Below are 24,267 nucleotides of genomic sequence, written 5' to 3' on the forward strand. Positions count from 1 at the left end.
TCCTGTGTTGGGGAAGGCGGAGTGACGAGCGGAGAGGTGGAGAGATGAACGGGAGCACACCTGTGGAGGACGGTTCGCAGCGGCTGGAGGCGGACGCGTCCGCCCGCGGCCTTGCGGTCGAGATCGTGGAGAGGCCCGCTGCCGGCAGCCTGCACGAGGCGGCCGCGCTGCTCGGCATCGAGCCCGGCGACATCGTGAAGTCGCTCGTGGTGAAGCGCCACGACGGCGGCTACCTGTTCGCCCTGGTCCCCGGCGGGCGGCAGATCGCGTGGCCGAAGCTGCGCGCGGTGGTCGGAGTGAACAAGCTCCGCCTCCCGGACGAGACGGCCGCCCTCGAGGCGACCGGCTACCGGCGCGGCACCATCACCCCGATCGGCTCCACGACGGCCTGGCCGGTCTACGCCGACGAGCGGATCCTCGGCCGCCGCGTGGCGATGGGAGCCGGCGCCGACGGGCGCAGCGCCTTCGTCGACGCGGACGCCCTCGTGGCCGCCTACGGCGCGACCGTGGCCGACATCACCGTGGAGGAGCCTCCGCGCTGATCGGCGGCACCTCGGCCTGCGGTTCCGCGGCCTGCGGCACGGCGCAGACGCCGTCCTCGCACAGCGGCCCGCCGGAGTCGCCGAGCATCTCGAACGGCCCGCTCACGCGACGGCCGCCCGCTGCTCCAGCACGTGCTCGAGGACCTCGGTGAACGCCGCCGGCTCCTGGGCGCCGGAGACGCCGAAGCGCCCGTCGAGGACGAAGAACGGCACCCCCGAGATCCCGTACTCGCGGGCCTGCGCGATGTCGGACTGCACCCGCCCGAGGTAGCGCCGGTCCTCGAGAGCGCGGCGCGTCTCCGCCGGGTCGAGCCCGACCTCGCCGGCGAGCGAGGCGAGCACCTCCGGATCGGCCAGGTCGCGGCCCTCGACGAAGTACGCGCTCAGGAGACGCTCGACGAGCTCGAGCTGCAGTCCGTTCTCCTTGGCGTGGTGGAGCGCCTGGTGGGCGGTGACCGTCTTGACGTGGCGCACCGACTCGAAGTGGTAGTCGAGGCCGACGCTCGCCGCGATCGCCGTGACGGAGTCGAGCATCTGCTGCGCCTGCGCCTCCGGGATGCCCTTGTGCTCGGCGAGGAACGCCGCCTCTCCCCCGCGGTAGTCCTCCGGCGTGTCCGGCGAGAGCTCGAAGCTACGGTACTCCACGACGACCTCCGGAGCCTCGGGGTGCGCGGCGCGGAAGGCCTCGAGCCCGCGCTCGAACCGGCGCTTCCCGATGTAGCACCAGGGGCAGGCGATGTCGGACCAGACGTCGACGGACAGGGGGCTCGGCTCAGCACTCACCCCCAGGACAACGGAGGGGGCGCCCCGCTATTCCCGCAGCACGCGGACGAGCTCGTCCACGTCGGACTCGTCGTTCCAGAGGTGGAAGGCGATGCGGAGCCGGCCGCCGCGGCCCGAGACGCGCAGACCCGCGGCCTGCAGCAGCTCCAGGTCCGCTCCCCCCTCGTCCGGCCAGGACACGAGCGCCCGGTGCTGAGGCTCCCGGTCCAGCCGCTCGCACAGCAGGTCGCCGAGGCCGGAGGCGTGCGCCCAGACCGCGTCGAGGTCGAGCGAGCGGAACAGAGCGAGCGACGCCTCGGCGCCGGCGAACGCCTGCCAGGCCGGCGAGACGTCGAAGCGGCGGGCGTTCTCGGCCAGGTGCATGGCCGGTCCGTAGCAGGACGACCACACGTCCTCCCCCGAGTACCAGCCCGCCTGCACGGGGACGAGCTCGGCCGCGTAGGCGGGCGAGACGGTGAGGAACGCCACTCCGCGCGGCGAGCACAGCCATTTGTAGGCGTGGGTGAGGGTCGCGTCGAAGCGGGAGGCGTCGACCGGCAGGACGCCGGCCGCCTGCGTGAGGTCGCACGCGGTCCGCACTCGGTGGCGCGCGGCCGCCTCGAGGACGGCGTCGAGATCGGCGAGCGCTCCGCTGCTGGACTGCACGGCGGAGAAGACGACGAGGTCGTCCCCGTCCTCGACGGAGTCGGCCAGCGCCTCGAGCGCGACGGAGCGCACGGTCACTCCGCGGTGCGCCTGGGCGAGGAAGGGGAACACGATGGAGGAGAAGTCGCCGTCCACGCAGAGCACGCGGGCCCCGTCGGGCAGCGAGGCGGCGAGCACGGCGGCCATGGCGGAGGTCTGCGAGCCGATCGCGACACGGTCGACCGGGACGCCGGCGATCGCGGCGAACGAGGCACGCGCGCGCTCGGCGACAGCGCCGTAGGCGGCGGCCGTGCTCTCCCCGGACGACCAGCCGTCGAGGTCCGCCCGCAGCGCCTCGACGGTCTCCCGCGGCGGCAGGCCGAGGGTGCAGGCGTTGTGGTAGCCGCGGGCACCGGCGAAGCGCGCGCGCAGGTCGGCGGAGTTCGGCAGTGCGGTGCTCACCTCTCGAGGATGACGCTCCGGAGCCGGATCGCCAAGACCGGGGAGCGACCGGGCGCGCCGGCGGCGGGCCCGGTCAGCGGGCGGCGAGGGCGTGCGCCTGCTCGAGCACGGCGACGACCTCGCGGGCCTCGCGGACGTCGACCGGCGAGGGAGCGCCGTCCTGGAGGGACCGCGCGACCTGCTCGAGGAACGCGGCGTATCGTCCCCGCTCACTCGGCACGGGGTGTGCGCCGGAGTCGTCGACGAGGACGCCCCATCCCTCCGGCGCGACCTCGCCGAAGCCGTCGTCGTCCGGTCGGGCGCCGCCGGTGCGGAGCGCGGTCTCCTGCGGATCGAGACCGTCGACGCTGAAGGCGGCGCGGGTGCCGAGCACGCGGAAGCGGGGGCCGGTCGCCCGGGCGACGCGGCTCATGGTGAGGTGGGAGCGGACGCCGCTGTGATGCAGGAGCGAGACGAACGCGTCGTCCTCGCTCGCGGAGCCCTCGTGGACGGTCCGGGTCTCGGCCGCCGTGACGACCGCCGGGCCGAACAGCAGCAGCGCCTGGTCGACCAGGTGGCTGCCGAGATCGAAGAGGATCCCGCCACCCTCGGCCGGACCCGTCTCGCTCTGCCACCGGCCCGTCTTCGGCGCGCTCCAGCGCTCGAAGGTCGACTCGAAGCGGAGGACCTCGCCGAGGACCCCTTCGCCCAGGAGGCGGCGGAGGGTGAGCAGATCGGCGTCCCAGCGCCGGTTCTGGAAGACGAAGACGGGCGCACCGCTCCGCTCGGAGGCGGCGATGATCGCGTCCGCGTCGGCCGTGCTCGGTGCGAAGGGCTTGTCGATCACGACGGCGACTCCGGCCTCGAGCACTCGGACGGCCTGCTCCCGGTGCACCGACGGCGGCGAGGCGAGCACGACCAGCTCCGGCCGCTCGGCGAGCACCGCGTCGAGGTCGGGCACGATCCGGGCCTCGGGATGCGCGGCGGAGGCCGCGGCCCTCCGACCGGCGTCGCGGGTGGAGACGGCGACGACCTCGAAAGCGGGATCCGCCGCGAGGAACGGACCGTGGAAGACGCTGCCCGCGAGCCCGAAGCCGACGATTCCGGCCCGGATCACGAGGAGGCCCCCGGCACGTCGACCGCGCCGCCGAAGCGGCGGGAGCGGCCGGAGTAGTGCTCGATCGCGTCCCAGAGGTCGGTCCGCGTGAAGTCCGGCCAGAGCCGGTCGAGGAACACCATCTCGGCGTAGGCGCTCTGCCAGAGCAGGAAGTTGCTGGTGCGCTGCTCGCCGGAGGAGCGCACGAAGAGGTCGACGTCCGGCATCTCCGGCACGTACAGCGCCTTGGCGATCGTCTTCTCGGAGATGCCGGAGGGCTTGAGCCGCCCCGCCTGGACCTCGGCGGCGAGCCGCTGCACCGCGTCGGCGATCTCGGTGCGCCCGCCGTAGTTGACGCACATGGTGAGGGTGAGCGCGTCGTTGTCCGCGGTCATCCGCTCGGCGAACTGCAGCTCGTTGATCACCGACGCCCACAGGCGCGGCTTCCGCCCGGCCCAGCGGATGCGCACGCCCCACTCGTTGAGCTGATCGCGGCGGCGGTGCAGCACGTCGCGGTTGAAGCCCATCAGGAAGCGCACCTCCTCGGGCGAGCGCTTCCAGTTCTCGGTCGAGAACGCGTAGACGCTGAGGTGCTTCACGCCGATCTGGATCGCTCCGGCCACGACGTCCAGCAGCGCCGTCTCGCCGCGCTTGTGCCCCTCGATCCTCGTCAGGCCGCGGGAGTTCGCCCAGCGGCCGTTCCCGTCCATCACGATGGCGACGTGCCCCGGAACGGCCTTCCGCGGGATCGCGGGCGGGTGGATCCCGGTCCAGTCGAGAGGGCGGTACGGCTCGGCGTCCTTGTGGGTGAAGGGCTTCATCGGGTGACGTGCTCCAGGGATCTCAGACCGCGTTCGAGGTGGAACTGCGTGTAGGCGGCGACCACTCCACTCGCCCGCGACCGCGTGGTCGGCTCGGTGGTCTCGGCGTGGGCCCAGTCTCCCGTGAGCAGCGCACCCAGCAGGACCACGACCTCCGGAGCGACCCGCGGTGCTCCGGGCGGCGTGCAGTCGGCGCAGACGACGCCTCCGAGCTGCACCACGACCGCGCCGTGGGGCCCGGGGGCGCCGCAGCGCGCGCAGTCCTCGAAGCTGGGCGCCCAGCCCGCGATCGAGAGCGCCCGCAGGAGGTAGGAGTCGAGCGTCAGCACCGGCTCGTGCTCGTGCTTCGAGAGCGAGCGCAGGGCCCCGACGAGCAGCAGGTACTGCTGCAGGGAGGCGTCCGCGTCGGTGAGGCGGTCCGCCGTCTCGACCATCGCGCTCGCCGCCGTGTAGCTGTCGTAGTCGGCGGCGATCAGCGCACCGTAGGCGCCGAGCGACTCGGCCTGCGTGACGATGTCGAGGCTCCGGCCCTCGTAGAGCTGGAGGTCGGCGACCATGAACGGCTCGAGCCGCGAGCCGAACTTGGAGCCGGTCTTGCGCACGCCCTTCGCCACCGCGCGGATCTTGCCGTGGCTGCGCGAGAGCAGCGTCACGATGCGGTCGGCCTCGCCCAGCTTGTGCGTGCGGAGCACCACGGCTTCGTCGCGATAGGTGGGCATCCTCCGATTATCCCCCCGACCCCCGACACCCGGCTGGCAGCCCGGCCGGAGCAGGGCCCGCGCCGTGGAACGATGTCCGGGTGGCAGCCTCCCTCTTCGAGATCCCGGCCTGGGCCGACCTGCTCGCGATCGCCATCGGCTGCCTCCAGGGCGCGATGTTCGCGGGCGAGTTCCGCGACCGCCGGATCGACCTGCTCGGCGTCACGATCATCGGCACGGCCACCGGCCTCGGCGGCGGCGTGCTCCGCGATCTGCTGCTCCAGACGCCTCTGGTGGCCCTGCACACCGACGCGTACCTGATCGTCGCGGTGACCGCCTCCCTGCTCGGGATGCTGCTCCAGCACCTGCTGAACCGGGTCGACGGGACGATCACCGCCCTCGACGCGCTGACCCTCGGGCTCTTCGGCGCGATCGGCACCACGAAGGCCCTGTCGCTCGGCGTGCCGGAGGTGCCGGCCGTGTTCGTCGGCACCGTCTCGGCCGTCGGCGGATCCGTCGTCCGAGACATCCTGCTGAACCGGCCGATCGCGCTGATGCACGTCGGCTCGCTCTATGCGGTCGCCGCCTCGGTGGGCACCGGCGTCCTGGTCCTCACGCTGCGCTTCGGAGTGACGATCGACTTCGCCGCGCCGCTCGCGGTGGGCGTGACCACGGTCATCCGGCTGCTCGCGGTCCGCTACGGCTGGAGCCTGCCGGAGCAGCGCGCGCTCAGCGGCGTGCCGCGCCTGCGCTGGCGCCGCCGGACCTAGCGGCGCCCGACTCGGCCGCAGGGAGCGGCGTTCCGCGCGGTCCGCGCACCAGAACGCCGAGGGAGCCGCGACCCGTCACGGCTCCCCCGGCGGGGATCGGGCCCGATCAGGCGGAGGCGCCGGCCAGCTCGCGGACCGGGACCTCCTCGCGCAGGGCGCGGTTGACGGCCGAGACGATGGCCTTGAGCGAGGCCGTCGAGATGTCGGCGTCCACGCCCACGCCCCACAGCGTCCGACCGTTCACCGTGCACTCGACGTACGAGGCGGCCAGCGCGTCGCCGCCGGCGCTGAGCGCGTGCTCGACGTAGTCGAGGACCCGGACCTCGACGCCCTGCTGCTCCAGCACGGCCTCGAAGGCGTTGATCGGGCCGTTGCCCCGCGAGCTGGCCGACACGCGCTCGTCGCCCACCCGGAGGACCGCGTCCAGCGCGATGCTGCCGCCCAGATCGCTCGACGTGTTCGTGCGCAGCAGCTCGAAGCGGCCCCACTTCTCGTCGGCGCGCTCGGCGGGCGCCGGCAGGTACTCGTCCTGGAACACCGTCCAGATCTGCTCGCTCGTGACCTCGCCGCCCTCGGCGTCGGTCTTGGCCTGCACGACGCCCGAGAACTCGATCTGCAGCCGGCGCGGCAGGTCGAGCGCGTGGTCCGTCTTCAGCAGGTACGCTACTCCGCCCTTGCCGGACTGCGAGTTGACGCGGATGACCGCCTCGTAGGAGCGGCCCAGGTCCTTCGGGTCCACCGGCAGGTAGGGCACGGCCCAGGTGAGCTCGTCGACGCTGCGGCCGGTCCGCTCGGCCTCGGCCTGCATCGCCTCGAAGCCCTTCTTGATGGCGTCCTGGTGCGAGCCGCTGAAGGCGGTGAAGACCAGGTCGCCCGCCCAGGGGCTGCGCTCGGGCACGGGCAGCTGGTTGCAGTACTCCGCGGTGCGCTTGATGCCGTCCATGTCGCTGAAGTCGATCTGCGGGTCGATCCCCTGGGTGAACAGGTTCACGCCCAGCGCGACCAGATCGACGTTGCCGGTGCGCTCGCCGTTGCCGAAGAGGCAGCCCTCGATCCGGTCGGCACCGGCCAGGTAGCCCAGCTCGGCCGCCGCCACGGCCGTGCCGCGGTCGTTGTGGGGGTGCAGCGACAGCACGATGTTCTCGCGCTGCGCGAGGTTGCGGCTCATCCACTCGATCGAGTCTGCGTAAACGTTCGGGGTGGCCATCTCGACGGTGGCGGGCAGGTTCAGGATGACCTTGCGCTCGGGAGTCGGCTCGAAGACCTCGACGACCCGGTCGCAGATCTCGCGGGCGAAGTCGAGCTCGGTGCCGGTGTAGCTCTCGGGCGAGTACTCGTAGTAGACGGCCGTGCCGGGGACGGTCGACTCCATCTCGCGGCACTTGCGGGCGCCGGCCAGCGCGATGTCGATGATGCCCTGACGGTCCTTGCGGAACACGACCTCGCGCTGCAGCACGCTCGTGGAGTTGTAGAGGTGCACGATCGCCTGGCGCGCGCCGCGGATCGACTCGTACGTGCGCTCGATCAGGTGGTCGCGGGCCTGGGTCAGCACCTGGATGGTGACGTCCTCGGGGATCGCGCCCTCCTCGATGAGGCTGCGCACGAAGTCGAAGTCGGTCTGGCTCGCGCTCGGGAACCCGACCTCGATCTCCTTGTAACCCATCCGGACCAGCAGATCGAACATGATGCGCTTGCGCTCGGGGCTCATCGGGTCGATGAGCGCCTGGTTGCCGTCGCGGAGGTCCACGGCGCACCAGCGGGGCGCGGTCGTGATGCGCTTCGACGGCCAGGTGCGGTCGGGCAGGTCCACGGCGATCAGCTCGTGGAAGGGACGGTACTTGCCGATCGGCATGGGCGACGGCTTCTGGTTGTTCAGCATGAGGTGCTCTCCCGGCGCAGTGGTGCGCACGTGTCTGTTCTCGCTCGTGACCGATCCCGCTCGCATGCGGCTCCGCTGGTGGGCGGTGCCGGTCGGGCGGTCTCGCGGGGATCCGGATGCGGATCGACCTCGCGGGCGAGGGATGGTTCAGCCGACGACGGACTCCGCGACGAGGATGGCCTGAGGATCAGATCTCGTCGCGGCGGAGAAGGAGGAGCTGTCCGAAGCGCACCCGGTCAGGGTAGCACCGCCCCCGCGGCGCGTCACCCCGGCGTCCCGCTCTAGGAGACCAGGCCGTTCTCGTAGGCGTAGACCACCAGCTGCACGCGGTCGCGCAGGCCGAGCTTGCCGAGGGTGCGGCTGATGTGCGTCTTCACCGTCGCCTCGCTCAGGAACTCGGCGCGGGCGATCTCGGTGTTGCTCATCCCCCGCGCGGCCAGGTGGAAGATCTCGCGCTCGCGGTCGGTGAGGGTCGCGAAGGCGGGCGGGGTCTCGCGTCCGCTGCCCGCCGCTCCGAAGTGCTCGAAGAGCTCGCGGGTCGCGGAGGCGGCGACCACGGCGGTCCCCGCGTGCACGGTGCGGACGGAGGCGAGGAGGAAGCCGGGCTCCGTGTCCTTCAGGAGGAAGCCGCTCGCGCCCGCCCGGATGGCGCGCGCGGCCGCCTCGTCGAGGTCGAAGGTGGTCAGCACGAGGATGCGCGGAGGCTCGACCCGCCGCTCCTGCGCGTCCGCGAGGATCCGCCGGGTCGACTCGATCCCATCGACGCCGGGCATCCGGATGTCCATCAGCACGACGTCGGGGGCCAGCCGCGCGACCAGCTCCGCGCCCTCCGCCCCGTCCGAGGCCTCGCCGACCACCTCGAGGTCGGGCTGCGAGCCGAGCAGCATGCGGATGCCGGCGCGGAAGAGGGCCTGGTCGTCGACGAGGACGAGGCGGATGGTGTCGGTCATGCGGGGCTGCCTCCGGAGGCGAGGGGTGGGGCGGTGCGGGCGAGGGACGGGGAGGAGGGCAGGCGCGCGTCGACGACGAAGTCGTCCCCGACCGGGCCGGCGGCGAGCACTCCCCCGACGAGCGCGGCGCGCTCGCGCATGCCGACCAATCCGTGGCCCTCGCCCGGCAGGGAGTCGCGCTCGACGTCGGCGCACCGGGCGTTGCGCACGGTCAGGGCGAGCTCGCCGCCGTCCTGGCGCAGGGCGATGTCGAGCGGCGAGCCCGGGCGGCCGTGGCGGAGAGCGTTCGTGGTCGCCTCCTGGGCGATCCGGTACAGGGCCAGACCGACGGCGCGCGGCACCGCCTCCAGGTCGACGGCGAGCTCGGCGCGGACGGGGGCTCCGGCTCCGCCCACGCTGTCGAGGAGGGCCGGCAGGTCGCGGGCGCCGGGCTGCGGGCCGTCGCTCTGCGAGTGCCGCAGCTGGGCGAGGAGCACGCGCACGTCGCCGAGGGCGTCCCGGGCGACGGAGGAGATGGTCAGCAGCGCGGCGTCGGTCTGCTCGGGGCTGGTGGCGCCGAGGTAGCGCGCGCCGTCCGCCTGCGCGATCACGACGGCGAGGGAGTGGGCGACGACGTCGTGCATGTCGCGGGCGATCCGGTTGCGCTCCTCCACGGTGTCGAGCTCGCGCTGCGCCCGGGCGCGCTCCTGCTCGGCCTGCGCGCGCAGGGTCTGGCCCTCACGCGCCCGGCGGACCGAGCGGGAGAGCAGTCCGATGGTCCAGGAGAGGCCGAGCGTCGCGAGGATCCCGCCGAAGGTGGCTCCGGCCGACAGGAGGCCGTCGTAGGCGCTAGCGACGAGGTCGAAGACGAGGACGAGGTAGACGACGGCGACCACGGCGCCGAGGACGGCCGACACCGCTCCCGCGATCCGCATCCGCCGCGACTCCGACGCGCCGGCGCCGAAGAGGACGGCCAGGATGGCCAGATCCGCGGGTCCGGGAGCGAGGCTCGCGCTCATCTGCAGGGCGGCACCGGCCCAGGCGATCGAGAGGGCGAGGACCGGGGACCGCCGGTGCAGCACCAGCGCGACCGCGAGCACGCCCGCGACCAGCAGCTGCATCGCGCCCTCCACCCCGGCGAACGGGAGGCCGGCGACGAGGAGGAGCACCAGCGCCTGACCACCGGCGACCCCCACCGCGAAGGGGTCCTGCGGACCGGCGACCCTGGTCAGCAGCGCGTCGATCCAATCGCCCGCGAGGACCGGCGCCCGCAGCGCGTTGAGGTACACGAGGACCTTCGCCGCACCGAGCACGGAGGCGACCGCGAGGGCGACCAGGGCGAGGACCACGAACTCCACGCGCGCCGGGAGCCCGGCCGGATCGAGCGGGCCGGAGAGGCCGAGCGCGACGGTGACGCCGCCGATCCCGGCGAGGATCAGGCCGCCCGCGAGCGCCAGGGCACGGGTCCAGGGGCCCACCCGGCGGGTCGTCTGCCAGAGGACGACCAGGCCGACGAGCACCCCGTCGACGGGGACGCCGCCGAGCAGGACGCCTCCGTCGGCGAGCGCGCCGACCGCGACGAGCGAGGGGGCGAGCGCGGGCAGGAATCCCGCGACCGCGAGGGCCAGCGCGAGCACGAGGCCGCCGGCGATCCGCTCGGTCGGAGTGACCCCGGTGAGCCCGAGCAGCAGGTGGAGGGCGGCGAGCAGCGCCCCGGCGATCGGCAGGGCCGCCGGTCGGTCGAGGAGGGCGCGCATGAGGACCACGCTACGGGTCCGCGCGCCCGGGGGCGTCGTCCGCGAGGGTGACCGCCGTCGTCCCTCCGGCGTCAGAAGCCCAGGCGCCCGAGCAGCTTCGGGTCGCGCTGCCACTCCTTGGCGACCTTCACCCGGATGGAGAGGAACACGCGACGGCCCAGCAGGCGCTCGATCTGCTCGCGGGAGACGGCTCCCACCTCGCGCAGGCGCTGGCCGCCCTTGCCGATGATGATGCCCTTCTGGCTGTCGCGCTCCACGAAGACGTTGGCGTAGATGTCGATCAGCGAGCCGTCCTCGCGCTCGACCATGTCGTCGAGCGTCACGGCGAGGGAGTGCGGCAGCTCGTCCGAGACGCCCTCGAGGGCGGCCTCGCGGATGAACTCGGCGATCCGCGAGGACAGGTCCTCGTCGGTCACCGCTTCCTCCGGGTAGAGGGCGGGCGAGACGGGCATCAGGCGCAGGAGCTCGACGGCCAGGACGTCCAGCTGCTCCTCGGTCACGGCCGAGATCGGCACGATCGTGTCCCACTCGCGCAGCTCCGAGACGGCGAGCAGCTGCTTCGCCACGGACTTCTTCGAGGAGAGGTCCACCTTCGAGACGATCGCGACCTTTCGGGCGCGCGGGAAGGAGTCGAGCTGCTCGTTGATGAAGCGGTCTCCGGGGCCGATCGGCTCGTCCGCCGGGAACAGCATCCCGATGACGTCGACGTCGCCGAGGGTCGAGGTGACGAGCGAGTTCAGCCGCTCGCCGAGGAGCGTGCGCGGCCGGTGGATGCCGGGGGTGTCGACGACGATCAGCTGGCCGTCGGTGCGGTGCACCACTCCGCGGATAGCGCGCCGCGTGGTCTGGGGCTTCGAGCTCGTGATGGCGATCTTCTCGCCGACGAGGGCGTTCGTGAGCGTCGACTTGCCCACGTTCGGGCGGCCGACGAAGGACACGAAGCCCGCCCGGTAGGGAGCGGCGGCGGGAGTGGTGTCGGTCATCGTGCGTCCTCGTGCTGATCGCCCGTGGCTCCGCGGGTGGGAGCCGTGCTCGGGCTGGGGGTGGTGGTGCCGCCGTCCGCGATGATCGCGACGGGGCCGGTGCCGGGCTCGCCGGCGGTGTCCAGATCGGGATCGCGGCGGACGATCACCGTGGAGATGGTCCCACGGCGCGGGTCCGCCTGCTCGGCCTCGAGCAGCACTCCGCCGATCCGCGCCGTCGCGCCGCGCTCGGGGAGGCGCCCGTAGGCCTTGGTCAGCAGTCCGCCGACCGAGTCGACGTCGTCGTCCTCGAGGTCGAGCTCGAACAGCTCGCCGAGCTCGTCCACCGGCAGGCGCGCCGAGACGCGGTAGACCCCTGGCGCCGTCTCCTCGAAGAGGTCGACCTCGCGGTCGTACTCGTCGGAGATGTCGCCGACGAGCTCCTCGATCAGGTCCTCGAGCGTCACCAGGCCCGCGATGCCGCCGTACTCGTCGACCACCATCGCGAGGTGGTTGGACTCGAGCTGCATCTGGCGGAGCAGCTCGTCGGCCTTCTTCGACTCGGGCACGAACAGCGCGGGGCGCGCGAGATCGGCGACCGTGTCGTCGTCGTCCGGCCGCTCGTAGGTGTGCCGGGCCACGTCGCGCAGGTAGAGCACGCCGAGGACGTCGTCGACGCCGTCGCCGATGACGGGGAGCCGGGAGATGCCGCGGCTCAGCAGGAGCCCCATGCCGGCGCCGACGGAGGAGGTCGCCTCGATCGTCACCATGTCGGTGCGGGGCACCATCACCTCGCGGACGAAGGTGTCGTTGAATTCGAAGATCGAGTGGATCAGCTCGCGGTCGTCCTGCTCGAGCACGTCCTGCTCGGTCGCCTCGTCGACCATGCTGAGCAGCTGCTCCTCGGAGGAGAACCCCGCCGAGCGCCCGGTCCCCGGCGTCACCCGGTTGCCGAGGGCCACGAGCCCGTGCGCGACCGGGCCCAGCGCGAGCCGGAGCACGTGCACGAGCGAGGCGCTGGTGGACAGGACCGCGCGGGCGTTCGCGCGCCCGACGCTGCGGGGGCTGGAGCCGACCAGGACGAACGAGACCGCCGCCATGATCAGGACCGCCAGCAGGAGCGCGAGCCAGAGCTGCGGGACCTCGACGACCAGCACCGTGGTGACGAACACCGCGGCCGTCGTCTCGGCCGCGATCCGCGAGAAGTTGACGACGTTGACGTGGGCGCTCATGTCGCCCGCGATCGCGCGGAGAGCGCGGGCGCTGCGGGAGTGCTGGGCCATGTCGAGCAGGTCGCTGCGCGAGACGACGCCGAGTGCGGCGTCGGTCGCGGCGAACCAGCCGCCGACGGCGACGAGCGCGAGGGCGGCGATGAGGAGCTGGAGAGTGGGCACGGCGCGCTCTAGCGGCGTCGCTCGCTGATGTGGAAGCCGACCAGGATGTCGCGCTGGATGCCGAACATCTCGCGCTCCTCCTCCGGCTCGGCGTGATCGAAGCCGAGCAGGTGAAGGAGCCCGTGGGCGGTCAGCAGCTGCAGCTCGTCGAGCACGGAGTGGCCGGCCGACTCGGCCTGGGACTGCGCGACCTGCGGGCAGAGCACGATGTCACCGAGGAGCCCCGCGGGGGTCTGCTCGTCCTCGGTCCCGGGACGCAGCTCGTCCATCGGGAAGCTGAGCACGTCGGTCGGTCCCGGCTCGTCCATCCACTGCACGTGCAGCTGCTCCATCGCGCCCTCGTCGACCAGCACGATCGCGAGCTCGGCGTCGGGGTGCACGTGGAGCGAGTCGAGCGCGTAGCCGGCGAGGCGCAGCAGGGCGGCCTGGCCGCGGCGCTCGGCGCGGTTCGCGAACTCCCGGGCCTGCTCGCGCTCGAAGTGCTGCGCCTGCTTCTGCTGGTCGTACTCGGTGTACGCGTCCACGATGCGGCCGACCAGGCTGTGGCGCACCACGTCCTCGCTGGTCAGGCGCGAGAAGTGGATGTCGTCGATGCCGTCGAGCACGCGCGTCACGAGGCGGAGTCCGCTCGCGCCGGTCGGCAGGTCGACCTGGGTGATGTCGCCGGTGACGACCATCTTGGAGCCGAAGCCGAGGCGGGTGAGGAACATCTTCATCTGCTCGGGCGTCGTGTTCTGCGCCTCGTCGAGCACGACGAACGAGTTGTTGAGCGTGCGCCCGCGCATGTAGGCGAGCGGAGCGACCTCGATCGTGCCGGCCGCGAGCAGCTTCGGGACGATCTCGGGGTCCATCATCTCGTTCAGCGCGTCGTAGAGCGGGCGCAGGTACGGGTCGATCTTGTCGGTGAGCGAGCCGGGCAGGTAGCCCAGCCGCTCCCCCGCCTCGACCGCCGGGCGGGTCAGGATGATCCGCTCGACCTCCTTGCGCTGCAGCGACTGCACGGCCTTCGCCATCGCCAGGTAGGTCTTGCCGGTTCCGGCCGGGCCGATGCCGAAGACGATGGTGTTCTGATCGACCGCGTCGACGTACTCGCGCTGCCCGAGCGTCTTGGGCCTCACGCTCCGTCCGCGCGCCGTGAGGATGGCCTGGCCGAACGCCTCGGCCGGGCTCACCGGCCCGCCGTTCTGCAGGATGCGGGCGGACTCGCGCACGCCCTCCGGATCGAGATCGTGCCCGCTCGCGGTCATGCGCACCAGTTCTTCCACCAGGCGCGTCGCAGCGGCGACGGGCTCGCGCTCGCCGTCGAGCGTCACCTCGTTGCCGCGCACGTGCACCCGGACATCGGGGAATCGTCCTTCGACCGCTCGGATGAGGCGGTCCTGGGGTCCGAGGAGGCGCACCATCGCGACTCCGTCGACGGCGACGACGCGCCGCGTCGTCTCGGACGCGTCCGCGCCGGGGGCGGGACGCTCGTCGGGGCTCGCGCCCGTGTTCTCAACCGGTGGCAAGGGAGCCTTCCGTCTGGTGGCCGCCCAGGACGTGGGCGTGCACGTGGAACACGGTCTGGCCCGCCTCTTCGCCGGAGTTGAAGACGAGGCGGAACTGACCGTTGCTGTGGGCGTCGGCGAGCGACTGGGCGACCTGCACCATCTCGGCGAGCAGGGCGGGATCGGCGGCGGCGAGGGCGGCGACCGTGGCGTGCTCCTGGGTCTTCGGGAAGACGAGGAGGTGGACGGGCGCCTTCGGCTCGATGTCGGTGATCGCGAGGATGCGCTCGTTCTCGAACACCACATCGGCCGGGATCTCGCCCTGGACGATGCGCGTGAAGACGGTGGGTTCGCTCATGCACTCATCTTAAACGGGGCCCGTGCGCGACGGGCGCCGCGTTCGCCCACGGCACCCTGCTCCGGCGCCCCGAGGCGGCTGTGGAGGAGCGTCACCAGCGGCCCAGGCGGGCCGAGAGGACGGCGATGGCAGCGGGACCTGCGGTCGAGGTGCGCAGGACGGAGTCGCCGAGCGCGACGGCCTCGGCGCCCGCCTCCGCGAGCAGCCGCAGCTCCTCCGGAGCGATGCCGCCCTCGGGCCCGACGACGAGCACCAGGTCGCGTCCGTCCGGGACCACCTGGGAGAGCCGCGCCTGCGCCGAGGGCTCGAGGACCAGCACGCGGGACGTCGCAGCGCGCGCGACGAGACCGCGCACCTGCTCGAGCGGCGCGACCTCGGGCACCCGGGGGCGCAGCGACTGCTTGCTCGCCTCGCGCACGATGGCGCGCCAGCGCTCGCGCCCCTTCTCCTCCTTCGGGCCGGACCACCGCGAGATCGACCGCGCGGCCTGCCACGGGACGACCTCGTCCACCCCGAGCTCGGTCGCCGCCTGCACGGCGAGCTCGTCGCGGTCGCCCTTCGCGAGGGCCTGCACGAGGACAAGACGCGGGGACGGAACCGGGGACTCCTGCACCGACTCCACGACGAGCACCACTCGCGCCGGCTCCGCGCTCTCGACGACCGCGGTCGCGACGAGTCCGCGCCCGTCACCGACCCGAACGCTCTCGCCCGCGCGGATCCGGCTGACGGTCGCGGCGTGCCGCGCCTCCGCGCCGGTGAGCGCGAGCCGGCCCCCGACGACGAAGCCGCCGGAGTCCAGCGACTCGTCGATGTAGTGGTGCGCCACGGGCTCAGCCCAGGAAGCGGTCGCGGAGCTTGGAGAACAGGCCCTGCTGGAAGTGGGTCAGCGCGGGCTTCTGCGGCTTGTAGTGCTTCGCGAGCTCCTGGACCAGCTCCCGCTCGCGGTGGCCCAGCTTCGTCGGGGTGACGACCTGGATGCCGATGCGGAGGTCGCCGCGTCCGCTGCCGCGCAGGCGCGTGACTCCGCGGCCCTTGATCGTGACGATCTCGGTGCTCTGCGTGCCCGGCTTGATCTCGATCTCGATGTCTCCGTCGAGCGCCTTGAGCGACGCCGTGGAGCCGAGGATCGCGTCCGTCATCTGCACCTCGAGGGTGCAGAGCAGGTCGTCGCCGTTGCGGCTGAAGACGTCGTGGTGCTTGACCTTGATCTCGAGGTACAGGTCGCCGTTGGGGCCGCCGGCCGGGCCGACCTCGCCGCTGCCGGGCATCTGCAGGCGAAGGCCCGTGTCGACTCCCGCGGGGACGTCGACGGGGATGGTGCGGCGGGCGCGGACGCGTCCCTGGCCCTGGCAGGTGGAGCAGGGGGTCGCGATGACGGTGCCGTAGCCGCGGCAGGTGCCGCAGGGGCTCGCCGTCATCACGTTGCCCAGGAGCGAGCGGACCGTGCGCTGGATCTGGCCGGAGCCGTGGCAGATGTCGCAGGTCACCGGCGAGGTGCCGGGCTGGCAGCACGAGCCCTGGCACGTCTCGCAGAGCACCGCCGTGTCGACCTCGAGGTCGCGGTGGGTGCCGAAGATGACCTCGTCGAGCGAGACCTCCACGCGCAGCAGGGCGTCCTGGCCGCGCTCGCGGCGGGAGCGCGGCCCGCGGGACGAGCCCTGCGCGCCCTGCCCGAAGAAGGTCTCGAAGATGTCGCCGAACCCGCCGAAGCCCTGGCCGCCGCCGCCGAAGCCCTCCTGGGGCCCGCGGTCGTACTGCGCCCGCTGCTGGGCGTCGCTCAGGACGTCGTAGGCGTGCGTGACGAGCTTGAAGCGCTCGGAGGCGTCCGCGCTCGGGTTGACGTCGGGGTGCAGCTCGCGGGCGAGTCGGCGGTACGCCTTCTTGATCTCGTCGGCGGAGGCGTCGCGGTCGACGCCCAGCACTTCGTAGTGATCGGCCACAGGTGGCTTCGTCCTTCGTTCGTGGGTCGGTGGGCCGGGCACGGCGCACCGGGGGGATCCGGCGGGGGCCGGGAGGTCGGGCCTACTCCTCGCCGAGGAGGCGGGAGAGGTAGCGGGCGACGGCGCGCACCGCGGTGATGTTGCCGGAGTAGTCCATCCGGATCGGGCCGAGCACGCCCAGGCGCGAGACCTGGCCGCCCGCGGTGTTGTACCCGCTCGTGAGCACCGAGGTCTCCTGCAGCCCGAACGGCGCGTTCTCGCGGCCGATGCGCACCGAGATGCCCCGGGGGTCCGGCGTCATCTCGGCGAAGAGGCGCAGCAGCTCCACCTGCTCCTCTATCGCCTCGAGCACGGGATAGATGCTGCCCGAGAAGTCCTCCTCGGTGCGGACGAGGTTCGCGGCGCCGGCCATGACCAGGCGGTCCTGCCGGTTGGCGCCGACCTGCTCGAGCAGGGTCTGCACGATCGGCGTCAGCACGTGGCGCCGCTCGGGGCTGAAGCGCTCCGCGACGGAGCCGAGCGTCTCGGCCGCCTGCTGGAGCCCGAGGCCCAGCACGGCCGTGTTGAGCTTCGCGCGGATCTCGCCGAGGAGCGCGTCGTCCACGTCCTCCGGGGTCTCGAGCACGCGCTGGTCAACCCTGCCGGTGTCGGTGATCAGCACCGACAGGAGGCGGCGGGGAGCGAGGGCGACGAGCTCCACGTGGCGCAGCCGCGCGGCTCCGAACGACGGGTACTGCACGAGCGCGACGCTGTTGGTGAGCTGCGAGAGCAGGCGGACGGTCTTGACCAGCACCTCGTCGAGGTCCGGGCTCTGCCCGAGGAACGTCTCGATCGCCTGGCGCTGCGCGGAGGTCAGCGGGCGGAGGTCGGCGAGCTGGTCGACGAAGAGGCGGTAGCCCTTGTCGGTCGGCACGCGTCCGGAGGACGTGTGCGGAGCCGCGATCAGCTCCTCCTCCTCCAGCTGGGCCATCTCGTTGCGGATGGTGGCGGCCGAGACGCCGAACGCGTGGCGCTCGACGATCGACTTGGAGCCCACCGGCTCCCGGTTCGCCACGTAGTCCTGCACGATCACGCGCAGGACCTGGAGACCGCGCTCCGTGACCATACGACCGACCTCCCGCCGGACTCCGAGTGCCCGCGGGCACGACCGTCTGCGGCGCTGACGCCGCGCGGAGCCTGGCACTCCGCAACTCTGAGTGCCAATCATAACCGGGAGGCGGACCGCCCGGCGGGGTTGCGCGGGGATCGGCCGGGGTGCACTCCTGCAGGGCCGCGGGGAGGAGCCCCGTCATCCCCGAGGAGGAGGTCCCGCGCGGCCCGGTGCGGAGAGAGTCGCCGCATGCCACGATGGACGCCGAGCGCACGGGGGACGCCCGTCGCCGCCGCCGGAACGGAGACCATCATGTCGGCCACCCCTCCCCCGCCCCCCGTCTACGGGACCCCGGCTCCGCCGCTGAACCCGGCGGACGAGAAGACCTGGGCGATCGTCACGCACGTGACCGGCATCTTCTTCAGCTTCCTGCCCTCGCTGATCGTCTTCCTGGTCTTCAAGGGGCGCGGACCGTTCCTCGAGGCGCACGCCAAGACGGCCCTCAACTTCCACCTGACGACGCTGATCGCCTACGTCGCCGGGACGATCCTGTCCTTCGTCCTCGTCGGCTTCATCGTGTTCCTGGTCGTGCCGATCCTGGTGATCGTCTTCGCGATCATCGCCTCGGTGCGCGCCAGCGCGGGCGAGTACTACACCTATCCGCTCAGCATCCCGTTCTTCAAGTAGCCGCGGAACCGGGGCGGCCGTGCGTCGGCCGCCCCGGGATCCGGCCTCAGCCGTCGGTGAGGCGGCGCACGACCGCGTCGGCCAGCAGACGGCCGCGCAGGGTCAGCACGATCCGGCCGCCGAGCGCCGCCCGGCCGTCGACGAGGCCGTCGGCGATGAGCCCCGCCACCTCGCTGCGCCGACCGGCGTCGATCGCGTCGATGGGCAGCCCGTCCGCCAGGCGCGAGCGCAGCAGCACGTCCTCCACCCGCCGCGTCCCCGCGTCGAGCGTCTCCCGCCCGGCAGCGGGCGAGGCCCCGGTGCTCAGCCGGTCGGCGTAGGCCGCCGGGTGCTTCACGTTCCACCAGCGCACGCCTCCGACGTGGCTGTGGGCGCCGGGACCGACGCCCCACCAGTCGTGGCCGAGCCAGTACGAGAGGTTGTGCCGGGAGCGGTGGGCGTCGTCGCGCGCCCAGTTGCTGACCTCGTACCAGGAGTACCCGGCAGCGGCCAGGCGCGCGTCGGCGAGTTCGTACATGTCGGCCGTGAGGTCGTCGTCCGGGGTCGCGACCTCGCCGCGGCGGATCTGCCGGGCGAGCTTCGTGCCGTCCTCCACGATCAGGGCGTAGGCCGAGAGGTGGTCCGGCCGGTTGGCGAGCGCGGAGTCGAGCGACCGCTCCCAGTCCGCGAGGGACTCCCCCGGCGTGCCGTAGATGAGGTCGAGGCTGACCTGCAGGCCGGCCTCCCGCGCCCACTCGACCACGAGCGGGACCCGCTCCGGGTCGTGGGTGCGCTCGAGCGTGGCGAGGACGTGCGGCACGGCCGACTGCATCCCGAAGCTGACGCGGGTGAAGCCCGCCTCGGCCAGCGCGCGGAGGTAGGCGGCGTCGACGGAGTCCGGGTTCGCCTCGGTGGTGATCTCGGCGTCGGGCGCGACCCCGAAGTGGGTGCGGAGACCGTCCAGCATCCGCACCAGGTCGCCGGCGGGCAGGAGGGTGGGCGTCCCGCCGCCGAAGAAGACCGTGCGGGCGGGGCGCCGGGGCAGGCCCGCGCGCTCGAGCACCTCGGCACCGAGAGCCATCTCGGTGATCGCCTCGTCGGCGTAGTCCTGCTGCTTCGCCCCGCGGAGCTCGGTCGCCGTGTAGGTGTTGAAGTCGCAGTACCCGCAGCGGACCCGGCAGAACGGCACGTGCACGTAGAGGCCGAGGTCGCGCTGCTCCACGCCGTCGACGACGGACGCGGGCAGTCCGCCGTCGAGCGGAGCAGGATCGGCGATCGGGAGGGCGCTCCCCACGTCAGGTGACGCGCGCCGGCAGCAGCGCGCGCAGGTACTTGGCGACCTGGCGCTTCTGCACGGCGCGCAGCACCGGCGCGCCCAGGCGGTAGAGGCGGGTGGAGGGACGCGAGAAGACCCGGATGACGAGCCAGACCGAGTCGTCCGCGCGCTTCTCGACGACGAAGGACTCCTCGCCGCTCTCGGGGTGGCCCTCGAGGGTGCCGTAGGCGAAGCCGACCTGGTCGGGCTCGTCGACGACGTAGACCACGCGGACCGGGGCGTCGAAGACGCGGCCGAGCAGGGTCACGCGGAGCACGGCGGTCACGCCGGCGGTGATGTAGGGGGTGCCGTCGGGAGCGAAATGCTCCTCCGTCGGCCGGCTGACGAGGTCGATCGGGGTGCCCGCCGCGTCGAAGTTGACGCCGGTGTACTGCACGCCGCTCCCGCTGGTGATGTCGGTCACCTCGATGCCGCTGCCGCGCTGCACGCCCCAGGTCATCAGGGAGGCGGTGGTGATGGCGAAGCGCTCGTCGCCCGAGCCGAGACGGGCCTCGAAGCGCTCGGCCGTGAAGCCGTCCGGCGGGTACTCGAGCAGGTCGGGTGCCAGAGTGCCGCCGACGGCCGCGTAGGTGACCTGCGGCTGGCCCTCGAAGTTGGAGCGGCGGATGCTCACGTCCCGACCTTCTTCCCGGACTCCTCGAGCGCGGCGCGCGTCGAGTCCGCGTGCCGGGTGGTGCTGTCCATCCGACCCAGCGTATCCGACCGTCGGCGTCCCGAGCCGGGAACGACCGAGGGCCCTCCCCCGCCGGAGCGGGAGGAGGGCCCTCGTCGTGGTGCGGGTCGGGTCAGCTGCAGGGAGTCAGCTTCGCGACGGCGTCGGACAGGGTGCCGGTGCCGCCGAGGAGGACGACGCTCGTCGCTCCGCCGGCCTTGATGTCCTGCAGCACCTTGACCGGCACGCAGGTCGGGGGCACGGCGAAGAGGGGGCTCCCCGTGCGCCCGGCGGCCGCGGCTCCCGCCAGGGCGTCGGGGAAGTTCTCTCCGGTGGCCAGGAACACGGTCTTCGACCCGCGGGGGAAGGCCGCCCGGTTGAGCTGCTCCGAGGTGTCGTAGCGGTCGACCCCGCCGATGCGGTTGACGACCGGTCCGGCCGGCACCGTGAGGGAGTTCTGGATGCCGGCGCTGACCGACAGCTCGGATCCCGCGATGGTGAGCACCGGCGGCCGGAGCCGCGTCAGGATCCCGACAGTGGTCGGGTCGGCCGCCGGGAGGCCGCCGTTCACGAGGACGACGGGGGCCGAGTTCTTGCCCGCGGCGGCGGTGGCGCTGAGCGCGTCGGGGAACTTCTCGCCGGTCGCGAGCCAGGCCCCCTTCGGCGAGGTGCCTTCGAAGGCGCTCTCGATGATCTTCCGCGACGTGTCGTAGCGGTCGGTGCCTCCCAGGCGGAAGACCCTCCCGTTCGCGTACTGGCCGAGGTCGGTCGCGAGGGCGTCGCTGACGCTGAGGTCGGAGCCGACGACGACGATCCGCTGGGGCTTGAGACGGGTGAGCTCGTCGCGCACGACCTGGCTCACCGAGTCGCGGTCGACCAGGAGGAGCGGGCCGCCCTGCTTCGCGGCGGCGGGACCGGCGCTGAGCGCGTCGGGGAAGTTCGCGCCGGTGGCGATGTAGACGACGGGCACGCCGGGGGTGGCGAAGGTCGCCTTCGAGATCTCGACGGCGGTGCCCTGGCGATCGGTGCCCGCGAGGCGGGTCACCGTCGGACCGTTGCCAGGGGTCGGCCCGGTGGTCGGCGGAGTCGTCGACGCGACGACCCTGAGGGGCACCCGGACGACGAAGGCGGAGCCCGCCGGCTGCTCGACACCGCGGCCGGCTCCCGTGACGCGGATGGAGGGAGCGCCCGTGAGCGAAGTGTCGCCGAAGTTCTGGTACCGGTCGTAGAAGTCCTGGTTCGGCTTCACCGCGACCGACGAGCCGTCGTCGAGGACCCTAGCGGGGGCGGTGAGCGCCGGGGTGCCGTCCGTTCCGACGGTGGCCCGGACGGAGGTGCCGAAGAAGCCGGGCACGCCCGTCTCGACGACGACGACGTCGCCGGCGCCCGCGTCGGTCAGGCTGCCGCCGCCGGCCCAGAAGACGCCGTCGTGGCGGGTCGAGCTCGGAGTGGTCGCGGACAGGTCGACCACGGCCGCGTCCTCGCCGCTCGCCGGAGCGACGGTCAGGCCGGCGGTGACGCTGAGGTCGAATCCCGTCGTGGACTCGAGCGCCGGGGGGACGTAGGCGTCGTCCGCCTGCGGCGCCTCCGCGGTGAGGTCGAGCCTCACCGCGGGCTGCTCGAACGAGCCCACCGTGCGCTCGAGCGGGATCTCGATGGTGTTGGCGGCGGCGTCTACAGCCGAGGAGCCCGACACGAAGTCGGCATCGCTGGTGCTGAGGCGCCAGTCCACGGTCTCGTACCCCGGGTGCGACCACTCCGTGAACCCGGCGGACGCGCTCGCGGCCGGGAGCTCGACGGTGATGGTCTCCGCGTCGGAGGAGACGGACAGGCCCTTCGCGACGCCGAACTGGTCGATGTCCTCCCAGACGAAGGGCGCGGGCGACGCCTGCACCTCACGGCTCGCGGCTGATGCGGGTGCGGCGGCGACGAGCGATCCCGCCGTCACCGCTGCGACGCCCAGCAGCGCCGCCCCCGATCTGATCCAGTGCTTCCTCGTGCGTGCAGAGTCCACGGGCTTCCCCCTTGATCGTGATGAGAGGGCCGACCGTCGACGCTCCAGCCCCCGAGCGGATCGTCCTCGATCCGCAGCCGCGTCCAGCGCTCGAAAGCTACCTGGGAAGTGATCGGCGCCGCAATGGCCCCTCACCGCAGGTCCCCTCTCGGGGGGTGCGCCTCCGCTGGAGGAGTCCTACTTCTTGTCCTTGGTCTCGACGTCACCCGAGAGCGCGGCGATGAACGCCTCCTGGGGGACCTCGACGCGGCCGACCATCTTCATCCGCTTCTTGCCCTCCTTCTGCTTCTCGAGGAGCTTGCGCTTGCGGGTGATGTCGCCGCCGTAGCACTTGGCCAGGACGTCCTTGCGCATCGCGCTGATCGACTCGCGGGCGATGATCCGGGCGCCGATGGCGGCCTGGATCGGCACCTCGAACTGCTGACGCGGGATCAGCTTGCGCAGGCGCCCCGTCATCAGCACGCCGTAGGCGTAGGCCTTCTCCCGGTGCACGATCGCGCTGAACGCGTCGACCTGCTCGCCCTGCAGCAGGATGTCGACCTTCACGAGGTCGGCCTCCTGCGAGCCGGCGGGCTCGTAGTCGAGCGAGGCGTAGCCGGCGGTCTTGGACTTGAGGTTGTCGAAGAAGTCGAAGACGATCTCGCCGAGGGGCATGTGGTAGCGGATCTCGACCCGGTCCTCGCCCAGGTACTCCATGCCGATCAGGGTCCCGCGGCGGCTCTGGCAGAGCTCCATGATCGTGCCGACGTAGTCCTTCGGCGCGAGGATCGCGGCCTTGACGATCGGCTCCGTGACAGCGGCGATCTTCCCGACGGGGAACTCGCTCGGGTTCGTGACGGTGACGGTCTTCTTGTCCTCCGTCGAGACCTCGTAGATGACCGAGGGCGCCGTGGTGATGAGGTCGAGACCGAACTCGCGCTGCAGGCGCTCGGTGATGATCTCGAGGTGCAGGAGGCCGAGGAAGCCGCAGCGGAAGCCGAAGCCGAGCGCCACCGACGTCTCGGGCTCGTAGACGAGCGCCGCGTCCGAGAGCTTGAGCTTGTCGAGGGCCTCGCGCAGGTCCGGGTAGTCGCTGCCGTCGATCGGGTACAGGCCCGAGAAGACCATCGGGAGCGGCTCGGTGTAGCCGGGCAGCGCCTGCGTCGCGGGCTTGGACGCCGTGGTGACGGTGTCGCCGACCTTCGACTGGCGCACGTCCTTCACACCGGTGATCAGGTAGCCCACCTCGCCGACCGCAAGACCCTGCGTCGCGACGGGCTCGGGGCTCGACACGCCGATCTCGAGGATCTCGTGCGTGGCGCGGGTCGACATCATCTGGATCTTCTCGCGCGGCGAGAGCTTGCCGTCGATCATCCGAACGTAGGTGACCACCCCGCGGTAGGCGTCGTACACGGAGTCGAAGATCATGGCGCGCGCAGGGGCGGAGGGGTCGCCGACGGGCGGCGGGATGAGCTCGGTGACGCGGTCGAGCAGCGCCTCGACGCCCATGCCGGTCTTGCCGGAGACGCGGAGGACGTCGTCCGGGTCGCCGCCGATGAGGCTCGCGAGCTCCTTCGCGTACTTCTCGGGGTCCGCGGCCGGCAGGTCGATCTTGTTCAGGACAGGGATGATCGTGAGGTCGTTCTCGAGCGCGAGGTAGAGGTTCGCGAGCGTCTGGGCCTCGATGCCCTGCGCCGCGTCGACCAGGAGGATCGCGCCCTCGCAGGCCGCCAGCGAGCGGCTGACCTCGTAGGAGAAGTCGACGTGGCCCGGAGTGTCGATCATGTTCAGGGCGAACGTGCGCCCGTCGCGCTCCCACGGCATCCGCACGGCCTGCGACTTGATCGTGATGCCGCGCTCGCGCTCGATGTCCATGCGGTCGAGGTACTGCGCGCGCATCGCCCGGTCCTCGACGACACCCGTGATGCCGAGCATCCGGTCGGCGAGGGTGGACTTGCCGTGGTCGATGTGGGCGATGATGCAGAAGTTGCGGATGGACGCCGGATCGGTCGCGGCGGGCTCGAGCCCGGAGTGTGCACGTGGAGACAT

Annotated in this window: 22 protein-coding genes and 1 pseudogene; 3 read left to right on the forward strand and 20 right to left on the reverse strand. The window is 72.4% G+C overall.

Annotation, left to right across the window (positions count from 1 at the left end):
* The first annotated feature begins 44 nt into the window (after positions 1–44).
* The gene (locus C5C44_RS00405) at positions 45–542 is read left to right on the forward strand and encodes an aminoacyl-tRNA deacylase (protein ID WP_104223436.1); all 498 of its coding nucleotides are present in this window, start codon (positions 45–47) and stop codon (positions 540–542) included.
* A 102-nt stretch (positions 543–644) separates the two neighbouring features.
* Here C5C44_RS00405 and C5C44_RS00410 read toward each other — a convergent pair whose 3' ends face one another.
* The 5 genes from C5C44_RS00410 to recO all read right to left on the reverse strand — a co-directional run bounded on the left by C5C44_RS00410 (position 645) and on the right by recO (position 5,026).
* Positions 645–1,325 carry a DsbA family protein gene (locus C5C44_RS00410; RefSeq protein WP_104238217.1) on the reverse strand — a complete coding sequence of 227 codons (681 nt, stop codon included), beginning with the start codon at positions 1,323–1,325 and terminating at the stop codon, positions 645–647.
* A gap of 27 nt (positions 1,326–1,352) precedes the next feature.
* Positions 1,353–2,411, reverse strand: a complete 1,059-nt coding sequence (locus C5C44_RS00415; RefSeq protein ID WP_104335067.1) for an aminotransferase class V-fold PLP-dependent enzyme — start codon at positions 2,409–2,411, stop codon at positions 1,353–1,355.
* 73 nt (positions 2,412–2,484) lie between these two features.
* Entirely contained in the window at positions 2,485–3,507 is a 1,023-nt protein-coding gene (locus C5C44_RS00420) for a Gfo/Idh/MocA family oxidoreductase (RefSeq protein ID WP_104335068.1), read from the reverse strand.
* Entirely contained in the window at positions 3,504–4,307 is an 804-nt protein-coding gene (locus C5C44_RS00425; protein WP_104335069.1) for an isoprenyl transferase, read from the reverse strand. Before C5C44_RS00425 ends, C5C44_RS00420 begins: the two co-directional genes overlap by 4 nt.
* Positions 4,304–5,026 carry a DNA repair protein RecO gene (gene recO / locus C5C44_RS00430; RefSeq protein WP_104223431.1) on the reverse strand — a complete coding sequence of 241 codons (723 nt, stop codon included), beginning with the start codon at positions 5,024–5,026 and terminating at the stop codon, positions 4,304–4,306. The genes C5C44_RS00425 and recO overlap by 4 nt, the downstream gene beginning before the upstream one ends.
* A gap of 80 nt (positions 5,027–5,106) precedes the next feature.
* Between recO and C5C44_RS00435 the strand changes: the two genes are divergently transcribed.
* A complete protein-coding gene (locus tag C5C44_RS00435; RefSeq protein ID WP_104273600.1) occupies positions 5,107–5,775 on the forward strand; it encodes a trimeric intracellular cation channel family protein in 669 nt (222 codons plus the stop codon).
* Positions 5,776–5,881: 106 nt separating this feature from the next.
* On the opposite strand, the gene leuA is transcribed toward C5C44_RS00435, so the two are convergent.
* The 11 genes and pseudogenes from leuA to hrcA all read right to left on the reverse strand — a co-directional run bounded on the left by leuA (position 5,882) and on the right by hrcA (position 17,586).
* Positions 5,882–7,654, reverse strand: coding sequence for a 2-isopropylmalate synthase (gene leuA / locus C5C44_RS00440; RefSeq protein WP_104238221.1), 1,773 nt, complete (start codon positions 7,652–7,654; stop codon positions 5,882–5,884).
* A gap of 281 nt (positions 7,655–7,935) precedes the next feature.
* On the reverse strand, positions 7,936–8,604 hold the full coding sequence (locus tag C5C44_RS00445; protein WP_104234459.1) for a response regulator transcription factor: 669 nt from the start codon (positions 8,602–8,604) through the stop codon (positions 7,936–7,938).
* Positions 8,601–10,340: a sensor histidine kinase gene (locus C5C44_RS00450; protein WP_146084277.1), complete on the reverse strand. Its 1,740-nt coding sequence runs from the start codon at positions 10,338–10,340 to the stop codon at positions 8,601–8,603. The genes C5C44_RS00445 and C5C44_RS00450 overlap by 4 nt, the downstream gene beginning before the upstream one ends.
* A 71-nt stretch (positions 10,341–10,411) precedes the next feature.
* On the reverse strand, positions 10,412–11,323 hold the full coding sequence (era, locus tag C5C44_RS00455; protein WP_104223426.1) for a GTPase Era: 912 nt from the start codon (positions 11,321–11,323) through the stop codon (positions 10,412–10,414).
* Positions 11,320–12,696, reverse strand: coding sequence for a hemolysin family protein (locus tag C5C44_RS00460; protein WP_104335071.1), 1,377 nt, complete (start codon positions 12,694–12,696; stop codon positions 11,320–11,322). Before C5C44_RS00460 ends, era begins: the two co-directional genes overlap by 4 nt.
* 8 nt (positions 12,697–12,704) lie before the next feature.
* A complete protein-coding gene (gene ybeY, locus C5C44_RS17265) occupies positions 12,705–13,076 on the reverse strand; it encodes an rRNA maturation RNase YbeY (RefSeq protein WP_258059738.1) in 372 nt (123 codons plus the stop codon).
* Positions 13,077–13,154: 78 nt separating this feature from the next.
* Positions 13,155–14,099: pseudogene (locus tag C5C44_RS00465) on the reverse strand (PhoH family protein); the annotation flags it as partial.
* Between the two features lie 91 nt (positions 14,100–14,190).
* A complete protein-coding gene (locus C5C44_RS00470) occupies positions 14,191–14,541 on the reverse strand; it encodes an HIT domain-containing protein (protein WP_104225201.1) in 351 nt (116 codons plus the stop codon).
* Positions 14,542–14,632: 91 nt separating this feature from the next.
* Positions 14,633–15,367 (reverse strand): 16S rRNA (uracil(1498)-N(3))-methyltransferase, encoded by a 735-nt coding sequence (locus tag C5C44_RS00475; protein WP_104225202.1) that lies wholly within the window; start codon positions 15,365–15,367, stop codon positions 14,633–14,635.
* Positions 15,368–15,371: 4 nt separating this feature from the next.
* Positions 15,372–16,481, reverse strand: a complete 1,110-nt coding sequence (dnaJ, locus tag C5C44_RS00480; RefSeq protein ID WP_104225203.1) for a molecular chaperone DnaJ — start codon at positions 16,479–16,481, stop codon at positions 15,372–15,374.
* A gap of 82 nt (positions 16,482–16,563) precedes the next feature.
* Entirely contained in the window at positions 16,564–17,586 is a 1,023-nt protein-coding gene (hrcA, locus tag C5C44_RS00485; RefSeq protein WP_104223131.1) for a heat-inducible transcriptional repressor HrcA, read from the reverse strand.
* A 234-nt stretch (positions 17,587–17,820) separates the two neighbouring features.
* Between hrcA and C5C44_RS00490 the strand changes: the two genes are divergently transcribed.
* Entirely contained in the window at positions 17,821–18,258 is a 438-nt protein-coding gene (locus C5C44_RS00490) for a DUF4870 domain-containing protein (protein ID WP_244229439.1), read from the forward strand.
* A 46-nt stretch (positions 18,259–18,304) separates the two neighbouring features.
* On the opposite strand, the gene hemW is transcribed toward C5C44_RS00490, so the two are convergent.
* From hemW to lepA, 4 genes are all read right to left on the reverse strand, one after another.
* On the reverse strand, positions 18,305–19,531 hold the full coding sequence (gene hemW / locus C5C44_RS00495; RefSeq protein WP_104223129.1) for a radical SAM family heme chaperone HemW: 1,227 nt from the start codon (positions 19,529–19,531) through the stop codon (positions 18,305–18,307).
* Between the two features lies 1 nt (position 19,532).
* Complete coding sequence (locus C5C44_RS00500) at positions 19,533–20,186, reverse strand: DUF1990 family protein (RefSeq protein ID WP_258062229.1); 654 nt, start codon at positions 20,184–20,186, stop codon at positions 19,533–19,535.
* A 172-nt stretch (positions 20,187–20,358) separates the two neighbouring features.
* Positions 20,359–22,239 carry a cell wall-binding repeat-containing protein gene (locus C5C44_RS00505; RefSeq protein ID WP_146084278.1) on the reverse strand — a complete coding sequence of 627 codons (1,881 nt, stop codon included), beginning with the start codon at positions 22,237–22,239 and terminating at the stop codon, positions 20,359–20,361.
* 177 nt (positions 22,240–22,416) lie between these two features.
* Positions 22,417–24,267 carry a translation elongation factor 4 gene (gene lepA, locus C5C44_RS00510; protein ID WP_104223127.1) on the reverse strand — a complete coding sequence of 617 codons (1,851 nt, stop codon included), beginning with the start codon at positions 24,265–24,267 and terminating at the stop codon, positions 22,417–22,419.

Source organism: Rathayibacter sp. AY1F6, assembly GCF_002932035.1.
Taxonomy (GTDB): domain Bacteria; phylum Actinomycetota; class Actinomycetes; order Actinomycetales; family Microbacteriaceae; genus Rathayibacter.

Bases quoted from the DNA above. Each gene is read 5' to 3' on its own strand.
- recO (WP_104223431.1), bottom strand. From the start codon at position 5,026: ATGCCCACCTATCGCGACGAAGCCGTGGTGCTCCGCACGCACAAGCTG.
- leuA (WP_104238221.1), bottom strand. From the start codon at position 7,654: ATGCTGAACAACCAGAAGCCGTCGCCCATGCCGATCGGCAAGTACCGT.
- era (WP_104223426.1), bottom strand. From the start codon at position 11,323: ATGACCGACACCACTCCCGCCGCCGCTCCCTACCGGGCGGGCTTCGTG.
- C5C44_RS00470 (WP_104225201.1), bottom strand. From the start codon at position 14,541: ATGAGCGAACCCACCGTCTTCACGCGCATCGTCCAGGGCGAGATCCCG.
- C5C44_RS00450 (WP_146084277.1), bottom strand. From the start codon at position 10,340: ATGCGCGCCCTCCTCGACCGACCGGCGGCCCTGCCGATCGCCGGGGCG.
- lepA (WP_104223127.1), bottom strand. From the start codon at position 24,267: ATGTCTCCACGTGCACACTCCGGGCTCGAGCCCGCCGCGACCGATCCG.
- hrcA (WP_104223131.1), bottom strand. From the start codon at position 17,586: ATGGTCACGGAGCGCGGTCTCCAGGTCCTGCGCGTGATCGTGCAGGAC.
- C5C44_RS00405 (WP_104223436.1), top strand. From the start codon at position 45: ATGAACGGGAGCACACCTGTGGAGGACGGTTCGCAGCGGCTGGAGGCG.
- C5C44_RS00445 (WP_104234459.1), bottom strand. From the start codon at position 8,604: ATGACCGACACCATCCGCCTCGTCCTCGTCGACGACCAGGCCCTCTTC.
- C5C44_RS00490 (WP_244229439.1), top strand. From the start codon at position 17,821: ATGCCACGATGGACGCCGAGCGCACGGGGGACGCCCGTCGCCGCCGCC.
- C5C44_RS00425 (WP_104335069.1), bottom strand. From the start codon at position 4,307: ATGAAGCCCTTCACCCACAAGGACGCCGAGCCGTACCGCCCTCTCGAC.